The 23,985-nt window shown below is 33.7% G+C and carries 23 protein-coding genes; 18 read left to right on the plus strand and 5 right to left on the minus strand.

What is annotated here, in order from left to right; genetic code table 11:
* The first annotated feature begins 54 nt into the window (after nt 1-54).
* Both folP and ABZP37_RS11580 read left to right on the plus strand, forming a co-directional pair.
* Entirely contained in the window at nt 55-879 is an 825-nt protein-coding gene (folP, locus tag ABZP37_RS11575) for a dihydropteroate synthase (RefSeq protein ID WP_366183164.1), read from the plus strand.
* On the plus strand, nt 880-1,500 hold the full coding sequence (locus ABZP37_RS11580) for a hypothetical protein (protein ID WP_366183166.1): 621 nt from the start codon (nt 880-882) through the stop codon (nt 1,498-1,500).
* Between the two features lie 237 nt (nt 1,501-1,737).
* On the opposite strand, the gene rlmH is transcribed toward ABZP37_RS11580, so the two are convergent.
* Genes rlmH through ABZP37_RS11595 form a run of 3 tightly spaced genes read right to left on the minus strand, consistent with a single transcriptional unit; the run spans nt 1,738 to nt 4,741 of the window.
* A complete protein-coding gene (gene rlmH, locus ABZP37_RS11585; RefSeq protein WP_366183168.1) occupies nt 1,738-2,211 on the minus strand; it encodes a 23S rRNA (pseudouridine(1915)-N(3))-methyltransferase RlmH in 474 nt (157 codons plus the stop codon).
* Nucleotides 2,212-2,248: 37 nt separating this feature from the next.
* Nucleotides 2,249-3,487, minus strand: coding sequence for an ATP-binding cassette domain-containing protein (locus tag ABZP37_RS11590; RefSeq protein ID WP_366183169.1), 1,239 nt, complete (start codon nt 3,485-3,487; stop codon nt 2,249-2,251).
* 24 nt (nt 3,488-3,511) lie between these two features.
* The gene (locus ABZP37_RS11595; RefSeq protein ID WP_366183171.1) at nt 3,512-4,741 is read right to left on the minus strand and encodes an MFS transporter; all 1,230 of its coding nucleotides are present in this window, start codon (nt 4,739-4,741) and stop codon (nt 3,512-3,514) included.
* A 65-nt stretch (nt 4,742-4,806) separates the two neighbouring features.
* On the opposite strand from ABZP37_RS11595, the gene ABZP37_RS11600 reads away from it, so the two are divergent.
* The 4 genes from ABZP37_RS11600 (at nt 4,807) to priA (ending at nt 10,201) form a co-directional block, all read left to right on the plus strand.
* The gene (locus tag ABZP37_RS11600; RefSeq protein ID WP_366183173.1) at nt 4,807-5,589 is read left to right on the plus strand and encodes a helix-turn-helix transcriptional regulator; all 783 of its coding nucleotides are present in this window, start codon (nt 4,807-4,809) and stop codon (nt 5,587-5,589) included.
* A gap of 293 nt (nt 5,590-5,882) precedes the next feature.
* Complete coding sequence (gene nadC, locus ABZP37_RS11605) at nt 5,883-6,740, plus strand: carboxylating nicotinate-nucleotide diphosphorylase (RefSeq protein ID WP_366183175.1); 858 nt, start codon at nt 5,883-5,885, stop codon at nt 6,738-6,740.
* 30 nt (nt 6,741-6,770) lie between these two features.
* Entirely contained in the window at nt 6,771-7,709 is a 939-nt protein-coding gene (locus tag ABZP37_RS11610; RefSeq protein ID WP_366183177.1) for a YihY/virulence factor BrkB family protein, read from the plus strand.
* A gap of 38 nt (nt 7,710-7,747) precedes the next feature.
* On the plus strand, nt 7,748-10,201 hold the full coding sequence (gene priA / locus ABZP37_RS11615) for a primosomal protein N' (protein ID WP_366183179.1): 2,454 nt from the start codon (nt 7,748-7,750) through the stop codon (nt 10,199-10,201).
* Nucleotides 10,202-10,204: 3 nt separating this feature from the next.
* On the opposite strand, the gene ABZP37_RS11620 is transcribed toward priA, so the two are convergent.
* Nucleotides 10,205-10,900 (minus strand): LytTR family DNA-binding domain-containing protein, encoded by a 696-nt coding sequence (locus ABZP37_RS11620; protein ID WP_366183181.1) that lies wholly within the window; start codon nt 10,898-10,900, stop codon nt 10,205-10,207.
* Nucleotides 10,901-11,083: 183 nt separating this feature from the next.
* On the opposite strand from ABZP37_RS11620, the gene rpsF reads away from it, so the two are divergent.
* From rpsF to ABZP37_RS11650, 6 genes are all read left to right on the plus strand, one after another.
* Nucleotides 11,084-11,425 carry a 30S ribosomal protein S6 gene (gene rpsF, locus ABZP37_RS11625; protein ID WP_366183183.1) on the plus strand — a complete coding sequence of 114 codons (342 nt, stop codon included), beginning with the start codon at nt 11,084-11,086 and terminating at the stop codon, nt 11,423-11,425.
* A gap of 5 nt (nt 11,426-11,430) precedes the next feature.
* Nucleotides 11,431-11,727, plus strand: coding sequence for a 30S ribosomal protein S18 (gene rpsR, locus ABZP37_RS11630; RefSeq protein WP_066077030.1), 297 nt, complete (start codon nt 11,431-11,433; stop codon nt 11,725-11,727).
* A 66-nt stretch (nt 11,728-11,793) separates the two neighbouring features.
* On the plus strand, nt 11,794-12,231 hold the full coding sequence (gene rplI / locus ABZP37_RS11635; RefSeq protein WP_366183185.1) for a 50S ribosomal protein L9: 438 nt from the start codon (nt 11,794-11,796) through the stop codon (nt 12,229-12,231).
* Between the two features lie 139 nt (nt 12,232-12,370).
* Nucleotides 12,371-12,844, plus strand: a complete 474-nt coding sequence (locus ABZP37_RS11640) for a DUF6495 family protein (protein WP_366183187.1) — start codon at nt 12,371-12,373, stop codon at nt 12,842-12,844.
* A 73-nt stretch (nt 12,845-12,917) separates the two neighbouring features.
* A complete protein-coding gene (gene ligA, locus ABZP37_RS11645) occupies nt 12,918-14,918 on the plus strand; it encodes an NAD-dependent DNA ligase LigA (protein WP_366183189.1) in 2,001 nt (666 codons plus the stop codon).
* A 272-nt stretch (nt 14,919-15,190) separates the two neighbouring features.
* Nucleotides 15,191-16,051 carry a S1-like domain-containing RNA-binding protein gene (locus tag ABZP37_RS11650; RefSeq protein WP_366183191.1) on the plus strand — a complete coding sequence of 287 codons (861 nt, stop codon included), beginning with the start codon at nt 15,191-15,193 and terminating at the stop codon, nt 16,049-16,051.
* Between the two features lie 616 nt (nt 16,052-16,667).
* On the opposite strand, the gene ABZP37_RS11655 is transcribed toward ABZP37_RS11650, so the two are convergent.
* Nucleotides 16,668-17,504, minus strand: coding sequence for a hypothetical protein (locus tag ABZP37_RS11655; RefSeq protein ID WP_366183193.1), 837 nt, complete (start codon nt 17,502-17,504; stop codon nt 16,668-16,670).
* A 201-nt stretch (nt 17,505-17,705) separates the two neighbouring features.
* Here ABZP37_RS11655 and ABZP37_RS11660 point away from each other — a divergent pair, with 201 nt between their 5' ends.
* The 6 genes from ABZP37_RS11660 to ABZP37_RS11685 all read left to right on the plus strand — a co-directional run bounded on the left by ABZP37_RS11660 (nt 17,706) and on the right by ABZP37_RS11685 (nt 23,851).
* Nucleotides 17,706-18,536 (plus strand): 1,4-dihydroxy-2-naphthoyl-CoA synthase, encoded by an 831-nt coding sequence (locus ABZP37_RS11660; RefSeq protein ID WP_366183195.1) that lies wholly within the window; start codon nt 17,706-17,708, stop codon nt 18,534-18,536.
* Between the two features lie 83 nt (nt 18,537-18,619).
* Complete coding sequence (gene menA, locus ABZP37_RS11665; protein ID WP_366183197.1) at nt 18,620-19,582, plus strand: 1,4-dihydroxy-2-naphthoate octaprenyltransferase; 963 nt, start codon at nt 18,620-18,622, stop codon at nt 19,580-19,582.
* A 138-nt stretch (nt 19,583-19,720) separates the two neighbouring features.
* Nucleotides 19,721-20,398 (plus strand): metal-dependent hydrolase, encoded by a 678-nt coding sequence (locus tag ABZP37_RS11670; protein ID WP_366183199.1) that lies wholly within the window; start codon nt 19,721-19,723, stop codon nt 20,396-20,398.
* A 112-nt stretch (nt 20,399-20,510) separates the two neighbouring features.
* The gene (locus ABZP37_RS11675; RefSeq protein ID WP_366183201.1) at nt 20,511-21,710 is read left to right on the plus strand and encodes a hypothetical protein; all 1,200 of its coding nucleotides are present in this window, start codon (nt 20,511-20,513) and stop codon (nt 21,708-21,710) included.
* A 164-nt stretch (nt 21,711-21,874) separates the two neighbouring features.
* Nucleotides 21,875-22,921, plus strand: a complete 1,047-nt coding sequence (locus ABZP37_RS11680; protein ID WP_366183203.1) for an o-succinylbenzoate synthase — start codon at nt 21,875-21,877, stop codon at nt 22,919-22,921.
* A gap of 12 nt (nt 22,922-22,933) precedes the next feature.
* Nucleotides 22,934-23,851, plus strand: a complete 918-nt coding sequence (locus ABZP37_RS11685; RefSeq protein WP_366183205.1) for a hypothetical protein — start codon at nt 22,934-22,936, stop codon at nt 23,849-23,851.
* Nucleotides 23,852-23,985: the final 134 nt, after the last annotated feature.

Here is a 23,985-nt window from a genome sequence, read left to right on the forward strand (position 1 = left end):
TTTCAAGATTTATGTGAATAACTTTAAACAAAAAAACTTTAAACAATTTTGTAAATGACAATAAACTGCAAAGGACAATTAATCGATTTGAATACACCCAAAGTAATGGGGATTCTAAATGTAACACCTAATTCATTTTTTGATGGTGGAAAGTATAAGGAGAAAAACACTCTACTTTTACAAGTAGCAAAAATGCTTACTGATGGGGCTACTTTCATTGATATTGGAGCTTATTCCAGTAAACCCAATGCTGAATTTGTTTCAGAACAAGAAGAAATCAGTCGGATTGTTCCTGTGGTCGAATTGATTTTAAAACATTTTCCAGAAACGTTACTTTCGATTGATACGTTCAGAAGTCAAGTAGCTAAAATTTGTATCGAAAGTGGGGCTGCTATAATCAATGATATCTCAGCAGGAAAATTAGATGTTAAAATGTTAGAAACCGTTGCTCATTATAATGTACCTTATATCATGATGCACATGAAAGGAACGCCACAAACGATGCAATCCTTGACTCAATATAATGATATTGTCAAAGAAATGTTGTTCTATTTCTCCGAAAGAGTGAATCAAGCTAGAAGTCTTGGTATAAACAATTTGATTGTAGATCCTGGATTTGGATTTGCCAAAACCTTGGAACAAAACTTTGAAGTACTTCAAAAACTAGACTTGTTTCAAATGTTAGAATTGCCTTTGTTGACAGGAGTTTCAAGAAAATCTATGATATATAAAACATTAGAAAATAGCCCAGAAGAAGCTTTGAATGGAACAACCGTTTTAAATACAATGGCATTAACCAAAGGCGCAAAAATTTTGCGAGTTCATGACGTTAAAGAAGCGGTAGAAACCGTTAAATTGTGGAATAAATTAAATTCATAAATGATGAAATATTTAAGTTTACTAGTAGCACTAATGCTTTTTTCTTGTGGAAAAGAAGAAAATATAATGTTGCCAAAAGCAGCCAAAACGATTGTAAATGATGTTCAAGACCATTCGCCAATCTATATTTTTTTTAGAACCAAGGACAAAGATACTTTGGCAGAAGTCAATCGAAAAAACAGTATTATTTCCACCAATTGGATATTGAATATAGATGCTCGTTTACCGTTGAAATTAGTCATTCCGGAGGTGATGAAGTTACAAGATAAAAAACGAAAAGAGAAAGCTCACAAAAACGAAAAAGCCGAAAATTACTATGCTTACGCAGATACCATTGGAAAAAACATGGCGTTTATTTCGTTTACAAAAGTATTTTATACCGTTGGCAAACCAAATAAAGATAAATTAGTTTTTCACTTTCGAAAAGGAAACGATTTTATTTTTCTAAATGGTGTTGAAGTAAAGAAAACAGATTTGATAACAGAATTTAGTAAAATTAAGTTTGAAATTATGCCTGATGTTGTTTTGCTATTCGACAAGAATATGTCCTATGGTGAATATATTCAAGATAAAATTCTAATAGAGGATTTTAAAGGTACTAATCAAGAATATATTTTCTAAGATGGATTAATTCAATTGCGTCGAGCTTTAGCTCGATGATTATAAAAGAATATTATAAAGGCTTTATCCGAAAACTTTCAGGGTTTTGGCTAAAGCCTTTTTCATTTGGGAATATTTCAATCGGTCTAAAGACCGATTCTATTGATGAAAATCAGTAATCAAAAGTCAAAAACGTAAACAGCAACTGAGAACTGATAACCGTGACTGTAAACGGATAAATGCTACTGAAAACTAATTCTACTGGTGATGATACGGTTCATTTTTCAAAATCGTAAAGCCACGGTACAATTGTTCGATAAAAAACAAACGCACCATTTGGTGAGAGAAGGTCATTAGCGAAAGCGAAATTTTGCCTTTTGCTTTGACATAAACCGTATCTGAAAAACCGTAAGGACCACCAATTACAAAAACTAGGGTTTTGACACCAGAATTCATTTTTTTTTGCAAATCTTCGGAAAAAGCGACACTCGAGAAGGTTTTTCCATTTTCATCTAATAAAATGAGTTGGTCGGTAGGGGTAATTTTGGATAAAATTAATTCGCCTTCTTTTTCTTTTTGTTGGCTTTCAGACAAGTTTTTTACATTTTTGATATCGGGAATCACTTCTAAATCAAATTTGATGTAAAAAGACAAACGCTTAGTGTAATCGTCAATTAGTGATTGAAGTGCTTTATTATCTGTTTTGCCAATAGCAAGAAGTTTGATGTTCATGAGGTTTATTTTTTCAATAAAAAGCAAAGATAGGAAACTAGTTTTGTATTCTAATTTCCCCTTCAGAACCTGTGGCTTTTGGGGTTAATTCGAAAATGGAATTAGGTGCTAATAATTTTTCAACGCGATGAGAAACAAAAATAATTGCTATAGTGGTTTCTTTGGCTAAATGTGAAATAAGTTGAGTAACCAAAGCTACGTTTTCATCATCCAAACCTTCTGTTGGTTCGTCTAGAATCAATAAAGGAGGATGTTTTAATACAGCGCGAATAATCATTATCACACGTTGTTGCCCTACCGAAAGAAGGATAAATGGTGTTTTCTTTGCTTGTTGCATGTTAAGAAAATCAAGCCATTCATTCATTTTTTTTATTTGCAAACTACTTGGGATATTATAAAGACCAACTGAATCGAAAAAACCAGAGAGAATCATTTGTTCTACACTATGTCTTTTTTGAAACATTTCGATCATTGATGACGAAAATTGCCCGATTTTTTTCTTAATGTCCCAAATACTTTCGCCACTGCCTTTCTTTTTTCCAAATAAATACAAATCTTGTCCGTACCCTTTTGGGTTGTCGCCTGTAATCAAAGAAAGTATAGTACTTTTTCCCGAACCATTTGGACCAATGAGTTGCCAAAATTCCCCTTTTTTAATTGTCCAATTGATGTTGTTTAAGATAGGTTTTTCGTTGTAACTCACTTTTAGATTGTTCATCTGTATTAAAACAGGATTAGGACAATCTATCTGCTCGATGGGTTTAGGAATTGCTTTTAATGTAAGATAATGTGTATTTGAAACGGCTGTCAAAGGGTTCAAATCAAGTGAATGATCATTGATTTGTCGTTTGTTCTTTATAAATGGTAATAAATCGGCTGAACGATTCACTAGCTGAATCAAAATGATGTTATGGGCTAAGTCTTCTAGATGAATATGTAATTCTTTTCTAGAAGCAAAATCCAAATGATCCAAAGGATTATCGAGAATTATAAAGTCAGGATTCCGGTTGATACAGTATTTTAAAAAAGCTTTTTTACGTTCACCAGATGAAAAGGTTCGTAGTTGGCGATGCATTTCTGGAGCAGCTTCAACAGATTGGTATATGTATTCTTTTTCGATAAATTTTTCTATTGATAAGTCTGAAAATAGAATTCCTTTTTTAGTATTGAATGGTTCTAATTCTCCTTCGGCTTGTCCAGAAATGATTTTGTCAATAAAATCTTTTTTGGCTACTTGATTGCCTAAAAGGATGTCCCAATGAGTAAGATGCTGCATTATATATTTTTTATAAATTCAATTTTAATTATCGTTTTTAGTTTCAATGTTGGGCAAAAATCCAGTTATAATACCGATTAAAGGTAAAAATGCACAGACTTGAAAAATATATTCTATAGAAGTCATATCGGCAAGTTTTCCTAAAACAGCAGATCCAATTCCAGCCATCCCAAAAGCAAACCCAAAGAAAAGCCCCGCTACCAGACCTACTTTTCCAGGCAATAACTCGGTGGCATATACCAAAATTGCAGAAAAAGCAGAAGCCAGTATTAATCCTATTATTACGGATAAAATGCCAACCCAAAATAAGGATGCGTACGGTAAAATAAGCGTAAAAGGTGCGACTCCAAGAATAGAGGCCCAAATTACATATTTTCGACCAAATTTATCACCCAATGGACCACCAATAAATGTTCCAACTGCAACAGCGCCCAAAAACACAAATAAATACATTTGGGATTCTGGAATGCTAACATGGAATTTATCAATAAGAAAGAACGTATAGTAACTCGTTATGCTGGTTAAATAGAAATATTTTGAGAATATCAAAATCAATAATATAACCAGTGATGAAATAACTCTATTTCTTGATAAATGATGAACAATTGTTCTTTCGACCGTTTTATTGATGCGTTTTAATTCTAAATGGTCACGATACCAAATACCTATTTTGTACAAAACAAAGATACCTAGTAAGGCAATCAAACAAAAGTAAATAATGTAGTATTGTCCGTTTGGCATGATAATTAAAGCAGCTAGTAAAGGACCAATTGCGCTACCCGCATTACCGCCTAATTGAAAAATAGATTGTGCTAATCCTTTTTTACCGCCAGAGGCCAAATGGGCTACTCGGGAGGATTCAGGGTGAAAAATAGAGGAACCTATACCAATTAAGCTTACTGCAATTAAAAGATGAGTAAAGCTGTCAGCAATGGAAACAAAAAAAAGTCCAACTAAGGTAAATGACATTCCTATTATTAAGGAAAAAGGTTTAGATCTTTTATCGGTGTACATTCCAACAAATGGCTGTAAAATGGAAGCGGTTAGTTGGTACGTAAAAGTGATCATACCAATTTGAGCAAAGCTAAGTTGGAATTTTTCTTTGAACAATGGATAAACAGCTGGAATGATAGCTTGCAGTAAATCATTTATAAAATGTGCAAAACTAATAGTGAACAGAATAGAGAAGATAGTCTTCTGGACAAATTCGGGTGATTCTCTAGTTTTGACTATCGATGGGATTTCTGCTTGCATGAGGCATTTTTTTTATTTTACAAAGTTCGGCTAAAACATTCTGTCCAAATTACTATATTTGAACAATGAATAATGATTATCAGACATATTCGGTCATGGATTATGGATTTCAAATAAATCCATTGTTACCCATCATAGGGTATACCGAAGTTATTTCGGATGCTGTTTGCTTGACACATTCACATCCTCGTGGACAGTTGTTATACGCTACGACTGGTGTTATGAAGGTCATTGTCGAAAATCAAATTTGGTTTGTTAATCCACTGCAAGCAATTTGGATTCCTGGGGGAGCGGCGCATCAAGTCTATTTTCAAAAGAATGTGGGGTTGTACAGTGCTTTTATAGATCCATCGGTCGCTAGCAGTTTGCCCGCAAAAAGTTGCGCTTTTGATATTTCTATTTTTCTAAAGGAATTACTATTTAAAATTATTTCTTTTAAAACGGATGATGAGCTTATGTTAATTCAAGAAAGAATTATTGCCGTTTTTTTGGATGAAATGGCATTAATTGTTCCTAGCGAAACTTTTTTGCCTATGAGTAATAACATGAAGTTGAAAAAAATAATTGATTTACTGATGAGTAATAAAGCAAGTAAACACACTATAGATTATTATGCGGATGTTGCTTGTGTCAGTAGTAGGACCTTGTCACGGCTTTTTATTAAGGAATTAGGAATAAACTTTAGCGATTGGTGCATTCGATTAAAACTAATGGAAGCTATAAAAATGTTGGGAGACAAGAAATCCGTGAAGGAGATTGCATTGGGCTTAGGGTATGAAAACACGAGTGCTTTTATATATATGTTTAAGAAAAATACAGGAAAAACACCTGCTACTTTTATTATTTAATCAATGGGAATTAAAGATTGTTTTAGAAAAAGGTATTTACTACGTAAGGACTGTTTTGTGTGAGGGATGGAGGCGAGCTACCGAAGTAGCGCCGAGAGCCCGACAGCAGTAAGGAAAGGGGCTGAATAAAGACAAAGTGAAATAAGCCCCTTTTCTTACTGCTGGCACACCCGGAAACTTTTTAACTTAATTGATTGGACGATTGTGGTTGATAAAAAATGATAAAGACTCGGGAACTAATTTTCATTTCGCCAAAAATGTCCTATTTTAGCCTAAATAAATAATGATACCAAATGATTACTGAAGCTCAATTCCAGGACGAATTACAAATCTTAATTGCGAATGCTATCCGAGAAGACGTAGGGGATGGTGATCATAGTTCGTTGGCCTGCATACCAGAGTCGGCGCAAGGAAAAGCAAAACTTTTGGTAAAAGACAACGGAATTATTGCTGGAGTGGCTTTTGCAAAAATGATTTTTGAATATGTAGACCCTAACTTGCAAGTGGAAACTTTTATAGAGGACGGTGCTGCTGTGAAATTTGGAGACGTTGTTTTTCATGTTTCTGGGAGTTCACAGTCAATATTGAAAGCGGAGCGATTAGTGCTGAATTCGATGCAAAGAATGTCGGCTATTGCGACTAAAACCAATAGTTATGTTCAATTATTAGCTGGGACGAATACCAAAATATTAGATACTAGAAAAACAACACCTAGCTTTAGAGTGGCCGAAAAATGGGCTGTGAAAATAGGTGGTGGCGAGAACCATCGTTTTGCTCTTTATGATATGGTGATGTTGAAAGACAATCATATTGATTTTGCAGGCGGAATCTCGTTGGCAATTGCCAAAACAAAAGAATATTTGACAGCTCAAAATCGCAATTTAAAAATTATTGTGGAAGCGAGAGATATTGAAGAAGTCAAAGAAATTATGGCTTGCAAAGGAGTTTTTAGAATACTATTAGATAATTTTGATTATGATATGACTAGAGAAGCGGTGGCTTTAATAGGAAATGAGTGTTTGACTGAATCATCTGGAAATATTAATGAAGAAACTATTAGGGAGTATGCAGAGTGTGGTGTAAACTACATTTCCTCAGGTGCATTAACGCATTCTATTTATAATATGGATTTAAGTTTGAAAGCTTTTTAGAATTAATTCTAGTAAATAAATTATCGATTAATGTCAGCAGAAATTGAAGAAATAATCAATCGAGTCCCTGTACTACGAAGCGTAGTAAAGGGGTTAAAAAAAGTAAAACTTCCTAGACTAGAAGGGCTTACTTTATACGATTTATTGGAACTGTACGGACTTGGTTTAACCGAGGGGGCATTTTCTAATAGAGCAGGGTCGATTGCATTTAGTTTTTTCATGGCATTATTTCCATTTGCCTTATTTATCTTGAATTTGATTCCTTATATTCCAATTGAAGGATTTCAACAAGATTTTTTAGAATTTGTTGCTGATGGAGTTCCTCCTAATACGTATACGGCTATTGAAAGTATTATTGATGATATCCTTAATAATAGTCACTCCGGATTATTATCTACGGGTTTTTTATTATCCATTTTTTTAATGGCTAATGGACTGAATGCAATTTTGGGTGGTTTTGAAAAATCAGCACACGTATTGGTGAAAAGAGGTTTTTTTCAACAGTATTTAGTGGCATTGGGAATGTCATTATTTTTGTCTTTCTTGTTGATCTTGACAGTAGCCATTATTGTTGTATTTGAAATTGTTATTCAATTGAAGGCAATTCAGGATGTTTTGAGTGATAGTATTCCTTTTATCATTATGGGTAGATATGCTTTTTTGATATTAATGTTACTAATCACGACTTCTATATTGTTTAAATTTGGTACCAAGCATAATTATAAAGGAGCGTTTATATCTGTAGCATCAATATTTTCAACATTATTAACCATTGTGATTTCTTATTTTTTTGGAATTTGGGTCATTCATTTCTCTAAGTATAATGAATTGTATGGCTCCATAGGAACCTTATTAATTGTTATGTTTTATATCTGGATTAACTGTATGGTTTTACTCCTTGGATTTGAGTTGAATGCAACAATTGGTAAATTAAAAAAGGAAAAATTTCAAGAAAAAAACGAAAAATAAATTTCAATTTTACCTAAATCACTTATAAATTATACCAAATGCTTTTTTTTGTTGAAGTTATTATGCCACTTTCACTTGCTAAAACATTTACTTATAGTGTTTCAGAAGCTGAATATAATTATATTAAAAAAGGAATGCGATTGGCGGTACCTTTTGGAAAAAATAAAATATATACGGCTTTGGTTATTGACATTCATCAAAACAAACCCAGTTTATATGATGCCAAAGAAATCCATCAAATTCTAGATGAAAAACCAATAGTTACCGAAGATCAAATTGTACATTGGCAATGGATTGCTACCTACTATATGTGTGCTATAGGAGATGTATATAGAGCGGCTATGCCTTCAGCTTTTTTACTAGAAAGTGAAACTCAAATTCTCCAAAAACAAGGTGTTTTTGTAGATGAAGCTCAGTTGTCAGACGAGGAATACTTGATCTATCAAGCGTTACAGCTACAATCATCATTGAAAATTCAGGAAGTCAGTGCAATTTTAAATAAGAAAACAGTTTTTCCAGTCATTCAAAAAATGATTGATAAAAATATTATAATATTAGAAGAAGAAATTCAAGAGAGTTATAAGCCAAAATTGGTTCGTTACATTCGTTTGCATTCTAAATACGATTCGAATGAAGGTTTGAGTTTGTTATTGGAAATGTTGAAAAATGCTGCTAAGCAAAAAGAAATTGTATTATCCTATTTTCAGATTAGTGCTGTTGAAAAGAAACCTATTGCGGTAAAAAAACTAACAGAAGTTGCCAATACAAGTTCAGCTATAATCAAAGCTTTAATTGATAAAGAAATATTTGAAGAGTATTTTATTCAAGAAGATAGGGTGCAGTTTAAAGGGAAATCTTCTGAAGATCAAATTGTTTTGAGTGAGGCACAAGAAAATGCTTTCGACACCATCAGGCAATGTTATGAGACAAAGGATGTTTGTCTTTTGCACGGGGTGACTTCGAGTGGGAAAACTGAGATTTACATAAAACTGATTGAAGAATATATTGCTACAGGAAAACAGGTTTTGTATCTGTTGCCGGAAATTGCTTTAAGTACGCAACTGGTTAGTAGATTACGGGCTTATTTTGGTAATAAAATAGCTGTTTTTAATTCTAAATATAATAATAATGAAAGAGTTGAAGTTTGGAATCAAGTATTGCATAAAGCCGAAAAAGCGCAAATTGTAATTGGTTCTCGATCTTCGTTATTTTTGCCTTTCCAAGATTTAGGTTTGTTGGTTATTGATGAGGAACATGAACAAACTTTTAAGCAAATGGATCCTGCACCACGATATCATGCTCGTGATGCTGCCATTGTTTTGGCTAATTTATACAAGGCCAAAGTACTACTAGGATCTGCAACTCCAAGTTTAGAGACCTATTATAATACTCAAACTAATAAATATGGCTTGGCGACCATTACAGAACGTTTTGGAAAAGTCTTGATGCCAGAAATCGAGTTGGTAGATATTAAGGATAAATATTTTCGAAAACAAATGACGGGCCATTTTAGCCATATTTTAATCGAGAGAATTACTAATGCTGTTTCATTAGGAGAGCAGGTAATTTTGTTTCAAAACAGGAGAGGGTATTCGCCTTTATTAGAATGTATGACATGCGGCCATGTACCACAGTGTCAACAATGTGATGTAAGTTTGACCTATCATAAACATAAAAACCAATTGCGGTGTCACTATTGCGGTTATTCTATTGCGAAACCCACCAATTGCCATAATTGTTCTAGTATTGATTTGACGACTAAAGGTTTTGGGACAGAACAGATCCAGCAAGAGTTGGTGCAGCTTTTTCCAAATGCTAAAATTGGAAGAATGGATCAAGATACGACTCGTGGAAAATTTGGTTTTGAAAAAATTATTGATAGTTTTAAAAATCAAGAAATTGATATTTTGGTGGGAACCCAAATGTTAGCCAAAGGTTTGGATTTTGATAACGTAAGTTTGGTAGGGATTATGAACGCTGATAATATGCTATTTCATCCTGACTTTAGAGCTTTTGAAAGAAGCTTTCAAATGATGACTCAGGTTGCTGGAAGGGCGGGAAGATCTTCTAAACAAGGAAAAGTTGTGATTCAAACGTATAATCCAAATCATAATACAATTCAGCAAGTGACTCGCAATGATTATATGGGAATGTATAAGGAGCAATTGTATGATCGAAAAATTTATTATTATCCACCTTATTATAGGATTGTAAAATTGACTTTAAGACAAAGAGAATATAATAAATTGAATGAAGGAGCAGCGTGGTTGTATAATGTGTTGACCCAAAACTTGAATATTCCGATTTTAGGGCCAGAAGAGCCTGCAATTAACAGAATTAGGAATGAGTACATAAGGACGATTATGATAAAAATCCCTCAAGACAAGTCAATTAATGGTACAAAAAAAACTATCCAAAAAATATTGAATAGTTTTGATGCTGTACCACAGTATAAAGCTATAAGAGTGACAATAAACGTAGATTTTTATTAAAAACTAGTCAATTGAAAGTGCTTTAACAAGATCTTCTTTTTTGTTTCTACTCAACGGAATTTTTGTTGGACCAATTTCAGCAAATTTACTATTGAAACGTTCTACTTTGTCAATATTTATAATGTAGGATTTATGAACTCTAACAAAACGGTTTCCAGGTAAGTCAGCTTCGAAGGATTTCATAGTAGAAAGAACTAGATTGCTGTCATCTTCTGTTACTACTCTAACGTAATCTCCAAAAGCTTCAATCCATTTTATTTTAGAAGTGAATATTTTTAATTTTTTTAAATTACTTTTAATGAAAATATGTTCTCCATCGTCATCTTTATTATCATTTTTATACAAATACTGGTCAACAGCTCTTTTGACTGAGGCGTTAAAACGATCGATTGCAATAGGTTTTTGCAAATAATCAGTAGCATCATAATCAAAGGCTTTCATAGCATATTCTGCTTTAGAAGTAACGAAAATAATTTGAGGCTTCGTTTTCAAACCATCCAAGAAATCAAAACCACTAATTACAGGCATTTCAATATCGAGAAAGATTAAATCTACATTATGTATAGACATACAGCTTTTGGCTTCAATAGCATTAGAAAAATCACCTACTAAATGTAGATTTGGATGATTATTTACTAACTTCGCTATAATCATCCGCTGTATGGAGCTATCATCAACAACTACACAATTTAGTTTCATAATTATTTTATTTAAGATTTGGTTCTGTAAAAATAAGATGTTTTTTTAAATAAAACTAATTTTATCGGATTTATTTGCCTTTAATCGGTTTTTCATGTATTTAGTCGAATTATTGTTCTTTTTGCTTGTGTGTTGAATTAAAATAATTATTTTTGCACCCAAATTAATAAATACATATATAATATGAATCATTATGAAACTGTTTTCATTTTAAATCCCGTTTTATCTGATGTTCAGGTGAAGGAAACAGTAAGCAAATTTGAAGATTTTCTTACTACTAGAGGGGCTACAATGGTATCCAAAGAAGACTGGGGCCTAAAAAAGATGGCTTACGAAATCCAAAACAAGAAAAGTGGTTTTTATCACTTGTTCGAATTCAACGTTTCTCCAGAAGTTTTAATCGCTTTTGAAACTGAATTTAGACGTGACGAAAGAATTATGCGTTTCTTGACTGTAAGTCTTGACAAACATGCTATCTCTTGGGCTGAAAGAAGAAGAGCAAAACTTAAATCTCAAAAAGCTTAATTATCATGGCAACATTACAACAATCTGCTTCAGGAAAAAAAGACGGAGATATCAGATATCTTACTCCTTTAAACATAGAAACTAACAAACAAAAGAAATACTGTCGTTTCAAAAAATCAGGTATCAAGTATATCGATTATAAAGATGCTGATTTCTTATTGAAATTTGTAAATGAGCAAGGAAAAATTCTTCCTCGTCGTTTAACAGGTACTTCATTGAAATACCAAAGAAAAGTGTCTGTAGCTGTTAAGCGTGCACGTCACTTAGCTTTAATGCCATACGTGGCCGATTTACTTAAATAATAATTAAAAATAAAGTTGTTGTCCCGATAGCTATCGGGACTAACTTCTATAACAAAGGACAACAACATGGAACTTATATTAAAACAAGACGTTCAAAATTTAGGATTTAAAGACGATGTAGTAAACGTGAAAAACGGATACGGTCGTAATTTCTTAATTCCTCAAGGATTTGCTCATTTAGCAACTTCTTCTGCGAAAAAAGTATTAGCTGAAAACCTAAAACAAAGAGCTCACAAAGAAGCTAAAGTTGTTGCTGATGCTCAAACATTAGCAGAAGCTTTAAAAGCTATCGAAATCAAAATCTCTGCAAAAGCAGGTGGTGAAAAATTATTCGGTTCAATCACGAATATTGATATCGCTGCAGTTTTAGCTAAAGGAGGTCAAGTAATTGATAGAAAATTCATCACTAGCGGTATCGTTAAACGTACTGGTAAATACACTGCAAGTGTTCGTTTACATAGAGATGTAATTGTAGAATTAGCTTACGAAATTATTGCTGAATAATTTATTATTCGCAATTGAATATAGAATCCCGATGAAAATCGGGATTTTTTTTGTTTGTTGTTGTTGCTGATTATAAAGTAATAACATCATATTAACTTTTAACAATTTGGAACGAGATTGCTTCGTTCCTCGCAATGACATGAAATACGCAAGATTAACAAAAGAACAATTTGAAGAATTAACGCAAGAATTCACCAATTTCCTAGCATCACAATCAATTGACAAAGGAGAATGGGATAGTATTAAAGCGGATAAACCAGAAGTTGCCGAACAAGAATTAGACGTTTTTTCTGATTTGATTTGGGAAGGAGTACTTTCTAAAGCAGAACATTTGGAGCATTTTTCCAAAAATCATATTTTCCTATTTCAAACTTTTGACACCTATATCAATTCAATTGTATTGAAATCATTGGTTCCTGAAGTAGATTTTTTGACTAATGAAGGCTTGCAGTGGTTGAGTGATAATATGTTCACAGACACCATTGAAATGAAAGTAGGTAAAAAAGAATTTTCAGAAGAACGTAATGCCTCCTTATTCGCACTGATTCAACAAGGTGCGTTTTTAAGTGACGGACAATTATACAAACAAATAAATACGATTATTGAATCGTAATTTGGATGTTATTTCTTTTAAATTGGTTATTTTAGTACGCAAAATTAAATACTAAAATAGCCAATTTTTTTTTATGGATATGCTACCAAAAATACTTTTGTTAAGAGAAGAACTCAGCCAGCACAATCACAATTATTATGTGTTGGACAATCCAACAATTTCTGATTTTGATTTTGATTCCAAATTAAAAGAACTACAAGAGTTAGAAAAAAAAAATCCTCAATATTTTGATGTCAATTCGCCTTCACAAAGAGTAGGTGGATCGATTACTAAAAATTTTATGACGGTAGCGCATGAACAACGCATGTATTCTTTGGATAATTCGTATTCCAAAGAAGATTTGTTGGATTGGGAAAAACGAACTCAAAAACAATTAGGAGAAATTCCATTAGAATATACTTGCGAGTTAAAATACGATGGTGCTTCTATGAGCATCACTTATGAAAACGGTCGTTTAATTCGTGCAGTAACTCGTGGTGATGGTTTACAAGGGGATGACGTGACTAACAATATAAAAACGATTCGATCTATTCCGCTAAAATTAAAAGGGAATTATCCACCTAAATTTGATATCCGTGGGGAAATTATCTTGCCTTTTAAAGGTTTCGAAAAAATGAACCAGGATTTAATCGAAATAGGGGAAGCTCCCTATTCAAATCCTAGAAACACCGCTTCGGGTAGTTTGAAATTACAAGACAGTGCTGAAGTAGCAAAACGTCCTTTGGATTGTTTGTTGTATTCAATAGTTGGAGATAATTTACCATTTGATTCTCAGTTCGAAGGATTGGAAGCGGCGAGAAACTGGGGATTTAAAGTTCCTTCGGCTTCAACGTTAGCTAGTAATTTGGACGAAGTTTTTGATTTTATAGATTATTGGGATGTTCATCGTCATGATTTGCCTTATGAAACAGATGGTGTAGTGGTGAAGGTAAACAGTCGTCAGTACCAAGACGAGTTGGGTTATACGGCTAAATCTCCCCGTTGGGCGATGGCGTATAAATTCAAATCGGAACAAGTTTCTACTGTTTTAAATTCGATTTCTTACCAAGTAGGAAGAACAGGAGCAATAACTCCAGTCGCTAACTTGGAACCCGTGCAATTAGCGGGAACGATTGTAAAAAGAGCTTCGTTGCACAATGCAGACCAAATCGAAAAATTAGATATCCGTATTGGGGATATCGTTTTTGTCGAAAAAGGAGGAGAGATTATTCCGAAAATTATAATGGTTGATTTGTCGCAACGTTCTACCACTGCTGAAAAGACACAATATATTACTCATTGTCCTGAATGTAAAACCGAATTGGTGCGATCAGAAGGAGAAGCCAATCATTATTGTCCTAACTTTTATGGTTGTCCTCCGCAAATTATTGGGCGTATTCAGCATTATATTTCGCGTAAAGCCATGGATATTGAAGGACTTGGTGGTGAAACGGTAGCATTATTGTTTAATAATGGTTTGGTGCGCAATTATGCTGATTTATATGAACTTAGTGTAGCTCAAATTATTCCTTTAGAGCGAATGGCACAAAAATCCGCTGAGAATTTAGTTAAAGGTGTGGCTGAATCTAAAAATATTCCTTTTGAGCGTGTGTTGTATGCTTTGGGAATTCGTTTTGTGGGTGAAACGGTAGCTAAAAAGTTAGCCAAACATTACAAAAACATTGATGCTCTGGCAAAAGCCACTTTGATGGATTTAGTTTTGGTGGACGAAATTGGAGAACGTATTGCGAAAAGTGTGATTGACTTTTTTGAAAATACCGAAAACCGTTTAATTATCGAAAGATTGAAAGAACAGGGTGTTCAATTTGAAATCGTAGAAAAAGTAAATCTGAATGCTACTGAAATCCTGCTAGGAAAAGTATTTGTAGTTTCTGGAGTATTTACCGAATTTTCACGTGATGATTTAAAGAAAGCAATTGAAGACAATGGTGGAAAAGTAGGAAGTTCGATTTCGACTAAAACCCATTATGTGGTGGCGGGTGATAATATGGGACCTGCCAAATTGGATAAAGCCAATAAATTGAATATCCCGATTATATCAGAAACCGATTTTATGGAGATGATAAAGGAATAAGATTCAGACACGAATTACACAAATTAGCACTAATTTATTTGTGTCTAACTTTTTTTTTAAATGTAATTATGAAAATATTCGTGGTTTTTTAGCCCCGGTTGAGGCGGTATCCTCTTGCTCCCAACCTTTAGGGAGTAAGAGATTGAGCCGAAAACGGGAGGAATCGTGAAAAAAAGTAGTTTCGTCTGCTCCTAAAAACTAAAATGGGCGGAATAAGTAGGGGCTTCCTATTTTCAAACTTCGTACCTTTGCCGCTTAGAAAATTAGAAGAAATGATTAAAATAGGAAAATATAATGCGCTGAAGATTTTACGTGATACTCAGGTGGGTTTGTTTTTGGGTGATCCCGAAAATGATCCCGAAGGTGTTCATGATGTGCTTTTGCCTAATAAATATGTGCCGAATGTTTTTGATATAGGAGAGGAATTGATCGTTTTTGTGTATTTGGATCACGAACAACGTCCTGTAGCTACCACTTTGGAGCCTTATATTTTATTAAATGAATTTGCGCTGTTGCGTGTGAATTATACCAATCAAGTTGGTGCGTTTATGGACTGGGGGATGGAGAAAGATATTCTGGTTCCGTTCAAAGAGCAAGCACGTCCAATGGAAAAAGGGAAACGTTACTTGGTGTACCTATATATGGACGAGAAAACAAATCGTTTGGTAGCTTCGAGCAAAACGAATCAGTTTTTGAAAAACGAAGAATTGACCGTTGAAAAAGGGGAAGAAGTCGATTTAATCGTGTCTCATATCACCGAAATTGGAATAAACGTAATCATCAACGAGCTACACAAAGGTTTGTTGTATAAAGATGAAGTTTATGATGATGCTATTCGTACGGGTGACCGCATGCGTGGATTTATTAAAAATATTCGTCCTGATAATAAAATTGACGTAGCGTTGCAAGAGCAAGGATACGCTAGTGTGGAGCCGAATGCTGAATTGATTTTGAATGAGTTGCGCGCAAGTCGTGGTTTTTTGCGATTGAATGACAAATCACATCCTGAAGATATTAAGACAGTGCTGAAAATGAGTAAAAAAATATTCAAAAAGGCAATTGGTGCCCTGTACAGAGAGAAATTAATTGAAATAAAAGAGGACGGAATTTATTTGATTGAATCGTCACTATAGTATAAAAAAAGAAAGACTAATCGATTGTGATTAGTCTTTCTCTTATTTAATAGCTCCTCTTATTTTTGAAGTGCTGTATTATTTAACAAATGGAAACTAAAATATGCTGTTTCCTTCTCGTGAATCTTTCCTTATCTTTTTTAACTACTAAAATTGTTTCAATCCCTATTAGAACCTTTGGTTTTTAGTATCGTCTTTGGATTTTACTTATTCATTTTACTAATTTTGCAATCAAGTATAGTAATCCAACTTTTAACCTTTGATGCTACCAGTGTTAACTGTAATTAATCTTAGTGTTTCCCATTTGGGCTCTTTTCTTCCGAATTTTAAATTTAGTACCGTACAAAAAAGAGTGATAAAGCGTGTTGTGTTTTTCAATAATCTTTTTTTAGGTTAATAATTCAGTGAAATAATTTTCAGTTAGTCCGTATTGTAAATATTTGACCAATGCTCCAACTAACTATGTCTAAATTAGTAAAAAAAAAGGTTTCAAAATAATAATTACGCAATTATTTTCTAAATTTTAACAGTATCATTGGATTAACGGGAGAAGGATTACTTGGAACTGTTGAAATCATTTGATCTAAAAATTTGTTAAAATTCTGCGGATGCGGTTTTATTCAAATCGAATACTTTCTGACTTTATCACAATTTCTTGGATTAGGCTGTCTAGCTCATTGCTGGAAATAATTATGTTTTCTATAAAAAAAGCTTTTTCTTCTTCAGTAACATCATGTTCTTTTAGAAGATCGGTAATCGCCATCAATCGGGATAGTGGAGCTCTAACCATATGAGATTGAATCCACGTGATTTGTTTTAAAATCTCATTCTGTCTTTCAATTTTGTTGTTATGCTCGATGCTTTTTTTGAAGCTTTCCTCTAAACCATGAAATAATTTAGGGACAAGTGCGCACATCAAAAAACTAAGAAAAATCAAATTTGAAAATACTGCAAATAACTCAATTGGATTGAAAGTTATCGAGGGGACGGGAGTTAAATTTAGATATGAGAGTATGATGTAAGCAATTGAGATATAAACATTCAATAAAGCAGGTGTGTATTGATTTTTAAAGCTATGTATGAATGTTGACAAGAAGCAAGTTGCAAGTAAATAAAGAGTGCTGTTTAGTCCTGCATAATAAATAAGGAATGTGCCTAGGATATATATTTCTCCAATAAATAGTAGCTTCCTGTTTTTTATGCTGATATCTTTTTTGAAGGCAATAAGTAAAACGACTAATAGGGCTAAGGTGTCTATTGTACACATGACGTATAGCTTTACTTCAAAAGACCAGATTAAGGACGGAAGTAAAGCAATTATGCTGAGAGGAATGATGTAAATAATGGTATTTGTAAACATATCATCCCGCCAGTATTTTAAATCTTTATTTTTGGATGAAGAAGTTAAAATATTGTTTCTAATGAAGGAAGCGTATTTATGCCATGTTTTCATAAGCGATTGATAGTAGTATTGTGGATTATTCTAAATATAACGATTTAAAGTAATAAAATACTTTATTAAATGAATATTTTTTGATGTTTTAATTTTGAATTGGGTAAACTATTTGTCTTTAGAGGGAAATACAAGTATTAGATTTGTGTAATGCAAAGAAAATAATTTATTTTTACACTATAAATTAAAAACCCAACTAGAATGGATTGGATTACTGCCAAAGAATACGAAGATATCACCTATAAAAAATGCAATGGTGTGGCTAGAATAGCTTTTAACCGCCCAAATGTACGCAACGCTTTTCGTCCTAAAACTACTTCCGAATTATACGATGCTTTTTACAATGCACAAGAGGACACTTCTATCGGAGTAGTGTTACTTTCTGCTGAAGGACCTTCTACTAAGGATGGTGTGTATTCTTTTTGCAGTGGTGGAGATCAAAACGCTCGTGGTCACCAAGGTTATGTAGGCGAAGATGGACAGCACCGCTTGAATATTTTAGAAGTACAACGTTTAATTCGCTTCATGCCAAAAGTCGTAATTGCAGTTGTGCCAGGTTGGGCAGTTGGTGGTGGACATAGTTTACATGTGGTTTGTGATATGAGTTTGGCAAGCAAGGAGCACGCAATTTTCAAACAAACAGATGCCGATGTTACCAGTTTTGATGGAGGTTATGGTTCTGCTTATTTGGCCAAAATGGTCGGGCAAAAGAAAGCGAGAGAGATTTTCTTTCTAGGTCGAAATTATTCAGCTCAAGAAGCTTTTGAAATGGGTATGGTGAATGCAGTAATTCCGCATGACGAACTCGAAGATACGGCTTACGAATGGGCACAAGAAATTTTAGGAAAATCACCGATGGCTATTAAAATGCTGAAATTTGCTATGAATTTGACAGATGACGGCATGGTAGGACAACAAGTTTTTGCCGGTGAAGCTACAAGATTGGCCTATATGACCGAAGAAGCTAAAGAAGGTAGAAACGCTTTCCTTGAAAAAAGAAAACCTAACTTTGAAAAGAAATGGTTGCCATAGAAAGGTTTCATGTTTAAAGTTTCATGTTATTAGAACGGAACTTTAAATTTTTAAACCTTAAACTTTAAACTAATTATAATATAATGAAACATTGGATTGAAGCCGCAAGATTGCGCACTTTACCATTATCAGTATCTGGAATAATCGTAGGAAGTATGTATGCCTTGGCACATCCTACTTTTGATATCTTAACACCAACCGAAGTATTCAACTGGAGGTTATTTGGTTTTGCAATACTCACTACTTTGGGATTGCAAATCCTATCTAATTTTGCTAATGACTATGGTGATGGAGTCAAAGGAACAGATAATGAAGATCGAGTAGGTCCCAAACGTGCCATTCAAAGCGGGGTAATTACTGCCCCAGCCATGAAACGTGCAATTATTATCACTTCGGCACTAACGTTGCTATCAGCGGTTTTACTAATTTATTATGCGTTTGGAAAAACTAATATTTTTTATTCACTATTCTTTTTGGTGTTAGGAATTCTTTCCATAATATCGGCTATTCGATATACAGTTGGGAATACGGCTTATGGATATCGTGGATATGGTGATTTATTTGTATTTATATTTTTTGGTTTGGTAAGTACTTTGGGTGTTAATTTCTTGTATTCAAAAGAACTAGACGATTTCTTGTTTTTACCTGCAATCGCTATTGGTTTGCTAAGTGTTGGGGTTTTGAATCTTAACAATATGCGTGATGAAGAGTCTGATAAAAAGTCTAATAAAAATACCATTGTAGTTAAAATAGGTGGAGCCAAAGCGAAACAATATCACTATTTTTTGATTGTTTCAGCAATGTTTTTAGTGCTGCTTTTTGCAGTTTTAGAAGACTTTAATTTTGATCAATATATCTTTTTGCTAGCATATATTCCTTTAATTAAACATTTAAGTACCGTTGCTAAAAACAAGAACCCCAAAGAATTAGATCCTGAATTGAAAAAAGTAGCTTTGAGTACTTTTGCTCTTTCAGTTTTATTGTCTTTGTGTATGATTTTCTTTTTCTCAGATATATTAGTGAATTTGTTTTTGGGAGGAAGATAGTTTTCAAAAATCAAAAATCAAATTTCAAAAATCAATAAGAATTGTTAAGCTAAAAACCAGCAGTCAATTTCAAAGGTCAATTTCAAAAGTCACTGTTTAATAACAATTGTAAAGCTAATAGCCAAAAGCCACAAAACTATGAAAATCACATTTTACGGACACGCTTCTTTAGGTATTCAAGTAGGCGGAAAAAACATCATCGTTGATCCTTATATTTCTGCAAATCCTGCAGCGGCTCATATCGATATCAATACCCTTGAGGCCGATTTTATTTTGCTCACACACGCACATGGTGATCATATTGTAGACGTAGAGGCAATTGCAAAGCGAACCAATGCAGTTATTGTTTCCAATGCTGAAATCGCAGGTTATTACGCTGCCAAAGGTTTTACATCGCACCCCATGAATCACGGCGGAAGCTGGGAGTTTGAATTTGGGAAAGTAAAATACGTGAATGCCATTCATTCTAGTTCTTTTCCTAACGGCAATAACGGTGGGAATCCAGGTGGATTTGTTATCGAGGGCGAACACAAAAATATCTACATCGCCGGCGATACCGCTTTGACGATGGATATGAAGTTGATCCCCATGCGCACCAAATTAGATTTGGCTATTCTGCCTATCGGAGACAACTTCACGATGGACGTTGAGGATGCTATTTTGGCTTCTGATTTTGTACAATGCGACAAGATTTTAGGCTACCATTACGACACTTTTGGTTATATCGAAATCAATCATAAAGAAGCGATTCAGAAATTTTTTGACAATGATAAAGATTTAATGTTACTAGCTATAGGCGAAAGCATCGAATTATAATATTTAGGAGCTATTTCCAGCTTTCCGCTATATCTCTTGTGTCCGCTATCGCTACCACAAGAGGATACCGCTGCAATCTGGGCTAGGGCAGTCCGTAATCAATTCCATTTCAGTGAAAAAAGTATATTTATTGCTATTCATTAGCATTTGTTTTCAGTCGGTTCAGGCACAAAAAGAAGGATATTGGGACAGAGAGCGTGCCATGACCAAAGAAATTTCGGTTTCTGCCCGTGACCGAATTGCCCTTAAATCTGACGATTTCCCCGTAGGAACCACCGAATTGATTTTTAGAATTACATTATTAGATAATAATCAGCAAATGGCCGGAAGCTTGGTTTCTGTACTCAAAGCCATTCCAGACCCAACAGGAATAAGTCAGGGTTCTGCAGGAGCAGTTTTCTTAATGTCCAAAATATCGGGTGATGATAAATGCAAGTATGCAGTTTTTACATCAAATGAAAGCGCTTTAGAATATCAAAAAACAGGAAAAACGGCTGACGCTTGCTACTTTCAAGATACACCCTTGAGTAAAGATGCCAAAAGACTTTCTGTTGATAAGTCACTTTGTTTAAAAAACAATAAAGGCAATCTATGGTTTGGTTTTGAAAGCACCAACTGGATTATGAAACAAAAAATAATTCTCGAAATTGTGCCATGGGTAGATACGAAACTCAGTCGTGGTTGGACAGTTGAGAATCGAAAATTCATTATTAATCAGTGCAAAACGTCGTCTTTGGCTCAAAAAATGACCAATTCTGATGATTTTTGCATTTGCATCGAAGAGAAAATCCAAAAGCAATACCGTTTTGACGAGTTTCAAAAACTCTTAACCATGGAACAAGCTAAAATCTACAAGGATTTTGGTAACAGCTGTTACAGCGAAACTAGCGTTTCTAAGGCCATCTATGCCGATTTACGCACCAAAGCTTCATTAGAATCAAAAAACAATAATTACGGTACTGCAATTATGCAATTGAGTATAATTGTCAAAGATGGTCAAGCCACCGCTTTGGATTATGCAAACTTGGGATATTGTTACGTTATTACCAAACAATACGCCAAAGCCTTAAAAACACTAGAAGCCGGCGAAAAACTCGATGCTACAGAGTTGCTTGTTAAACTACATTTGGCGCACGCATTGCTTCTAAACGGAGACTATTCCAAAGCCAAAAAGCTATACAAAGAATACCAAACGCAAAACGTAACGGATAGCCTGAGCTGGATGCAAAAAACAAAAGCCGATTTTTCTCTATTCCTAAAAAACGGAATTCAATCCAATGATTTTGAGAAAATTTTGAAGGTTTTGGAATAACTGATTCAAAAATCAAAAGTCAAGAATCAATTTCAAAGGTTAATTTCAAAAATCAACTTTAAAACGTGATTTTGAAAATCTTTGCGAACTTTGCGACTTTGCGGTAAAAAAATAAAAAATCAGCAATCGTTAATCTACAATCGTTAATTTTAAATCAATATACAATGACGGCAACTTATCATAAATATATTCTCGACTTCAAACGCCCTTCTGGAACCTCTAGAGGTGTTATTACACATAAAGAAACTTGGTTTATCATCATAGAACAAGATGGAGTAAAAGGAATCGGGGAGTGCGGACTTTTACGCGGACTAAGTGCAGATGATCGTCCGGATTATGAAGCCAAATTACAATGGACTTGTGAGAACATTCATCTGGGTAAAAACAAACTTTGGGAAGACTTGATTGAATTTCCTTCAATTCAGTTTGGAGTCGAAATGGCGTTTCAATCTATGTCTAGTGAAAATCCGTTTTTGTTGTTTCCTTCGGCCTTTACTAATCAAGAAAAATCGATTCCAATAAATGGTCTTGTTTGGATGGGAGATACCGATTTTATGATGGAACAAATTCAGGAAAAAATAAAACAAGGTTTCCATTGTATAAAACTCAAAATAGGAGCTATAGATTTCGATAAAGAACTGGCGTTATTGCGCTTTATACGAACACATTTTAGTCCAGATCAAATGGAAATAAGGGTTGATGCAAACGGCGCTTTCGATTCAAATGAAGCTTTAGATAAATTAAATCAATTATCTGAATTTAAGCTACATAGTATTGAGCAGCCTATTCAAAAAAATAACACTGACAGGATGGCAGATCTATGTAAAATGACACCATTTCCAATTGCGCTAGACGAGGAGCTTATAGGAGTGTTTAGACGCGAAGAAAAAGAAGTATTATTACAAAAAATAAAGCCTCAATTCATCATTTTGAAGCCTAGTTTTGTAGGCGGGTTCAAAGGAACGATGGAGTGGATTTTATTAGCCGAAAAACACAACATTGGATGGTGGATTACGTCAGCTTTAGAAAGTAATATTGGACTAAATGCTATTGCTCAATGGACCTATTTATTAAACAATTCCATGCCACAAGGTTTGGGTACAGGAGCACTTTATACCAATAATTTTGATTCTCCACTATCTGTTGAAAACGGAAAATTATGGTATAAACAAGAATTAGGTTGGGAATTTGAATTTGAACAGTTAAAATAAAACTAAATAGTAGTGAATCAATTTGTAGATTGTAATTACATGAAAGAGAAAATTTTACTTATAGCTTTGATTCTTTGCAGTGGGACCTTTTATGGACAAAATAAAGTAATATCCAAAACGGAAAATTCTAGAATTTTCAAGGGAACAATTCAAAGTTCTCCGGTTACAATATTTCTAGAAAACAAAGAAATAATTGACTGTGATCGATACGATACTTTTGTAGAGGGCTGGTATTATTACGATAAATACAAAATCAAAATTCCACTAAGTGGTTTTGTGAAAGACTGGAATATGAAGTTGTTTAATTTTGGAACTAATCATCTTAACTACTCAAAAACTTTGAGTAAACAAGCTAAAAACTCAACCATTGATAGTTTGTATTTAAAATCAAATTATCAAGAAGCGTTACTTTTTAATCGAGGTTTATATTCAGAAGTAAAGGGGGAGAATTTGAAGGGTGTTTTTAAAACGCTTAAAAAGTCTTCCGAAATTGTAATAAACTCAGACAATATAAATATTTTACAAGAATCTGAAATTTATAAATTACCTAATTCGAAAGAGATTAATTTGTTGAAACTGTTTTCAGGTTATGGAGGCAATTCGTTTTACTCTTCAACGATTAGAAAAGATCAAAACAGAGTTGTTTTTTATTTTGAAAGTATTTCGAATCACAATGCTTGCGGTAGGTGTGGTGCAAGTGAAGGTGAGAAAGGGTATCGAGTTGTTTATTTCGACAAAAAATGGAATGTTACAGAAAAAGATGAATTCTTAATCGAAAGTTGTATTTCTTCCATTTATGATAGCAAAATTGTAAAAAAATCAACTTCAGAAATAAAGTATAAAATTATTAATGATGGTACTTATGGCAGTAAAGTCCCTTACTATTTAGTTATTAACAAGGTGAATTCAACTATTAGAAAAGTTTTTTAGTGATTTTTATACAAAATCCACCTTCCTATTAAAGCTTTTGTTGTTTGTTAATTCGAATTTATTGTACAAAATATTTGCTACTATTCGTATCATTCTTATTTAGATGTATCGTTTCATTTGGCTTTTAAAACTTT

This window comes from Flavobacterium ovatum, from assembly GCF_040703125.1.
In the GTDB taxonomy this organism is placed as follows: domain Bacteria; phylum Bacteroidota; class Bacteroidia; order Flavobacteriales; family Flavobacteriaceae; genus Flavobacterium; species Flavobacterium ovatum.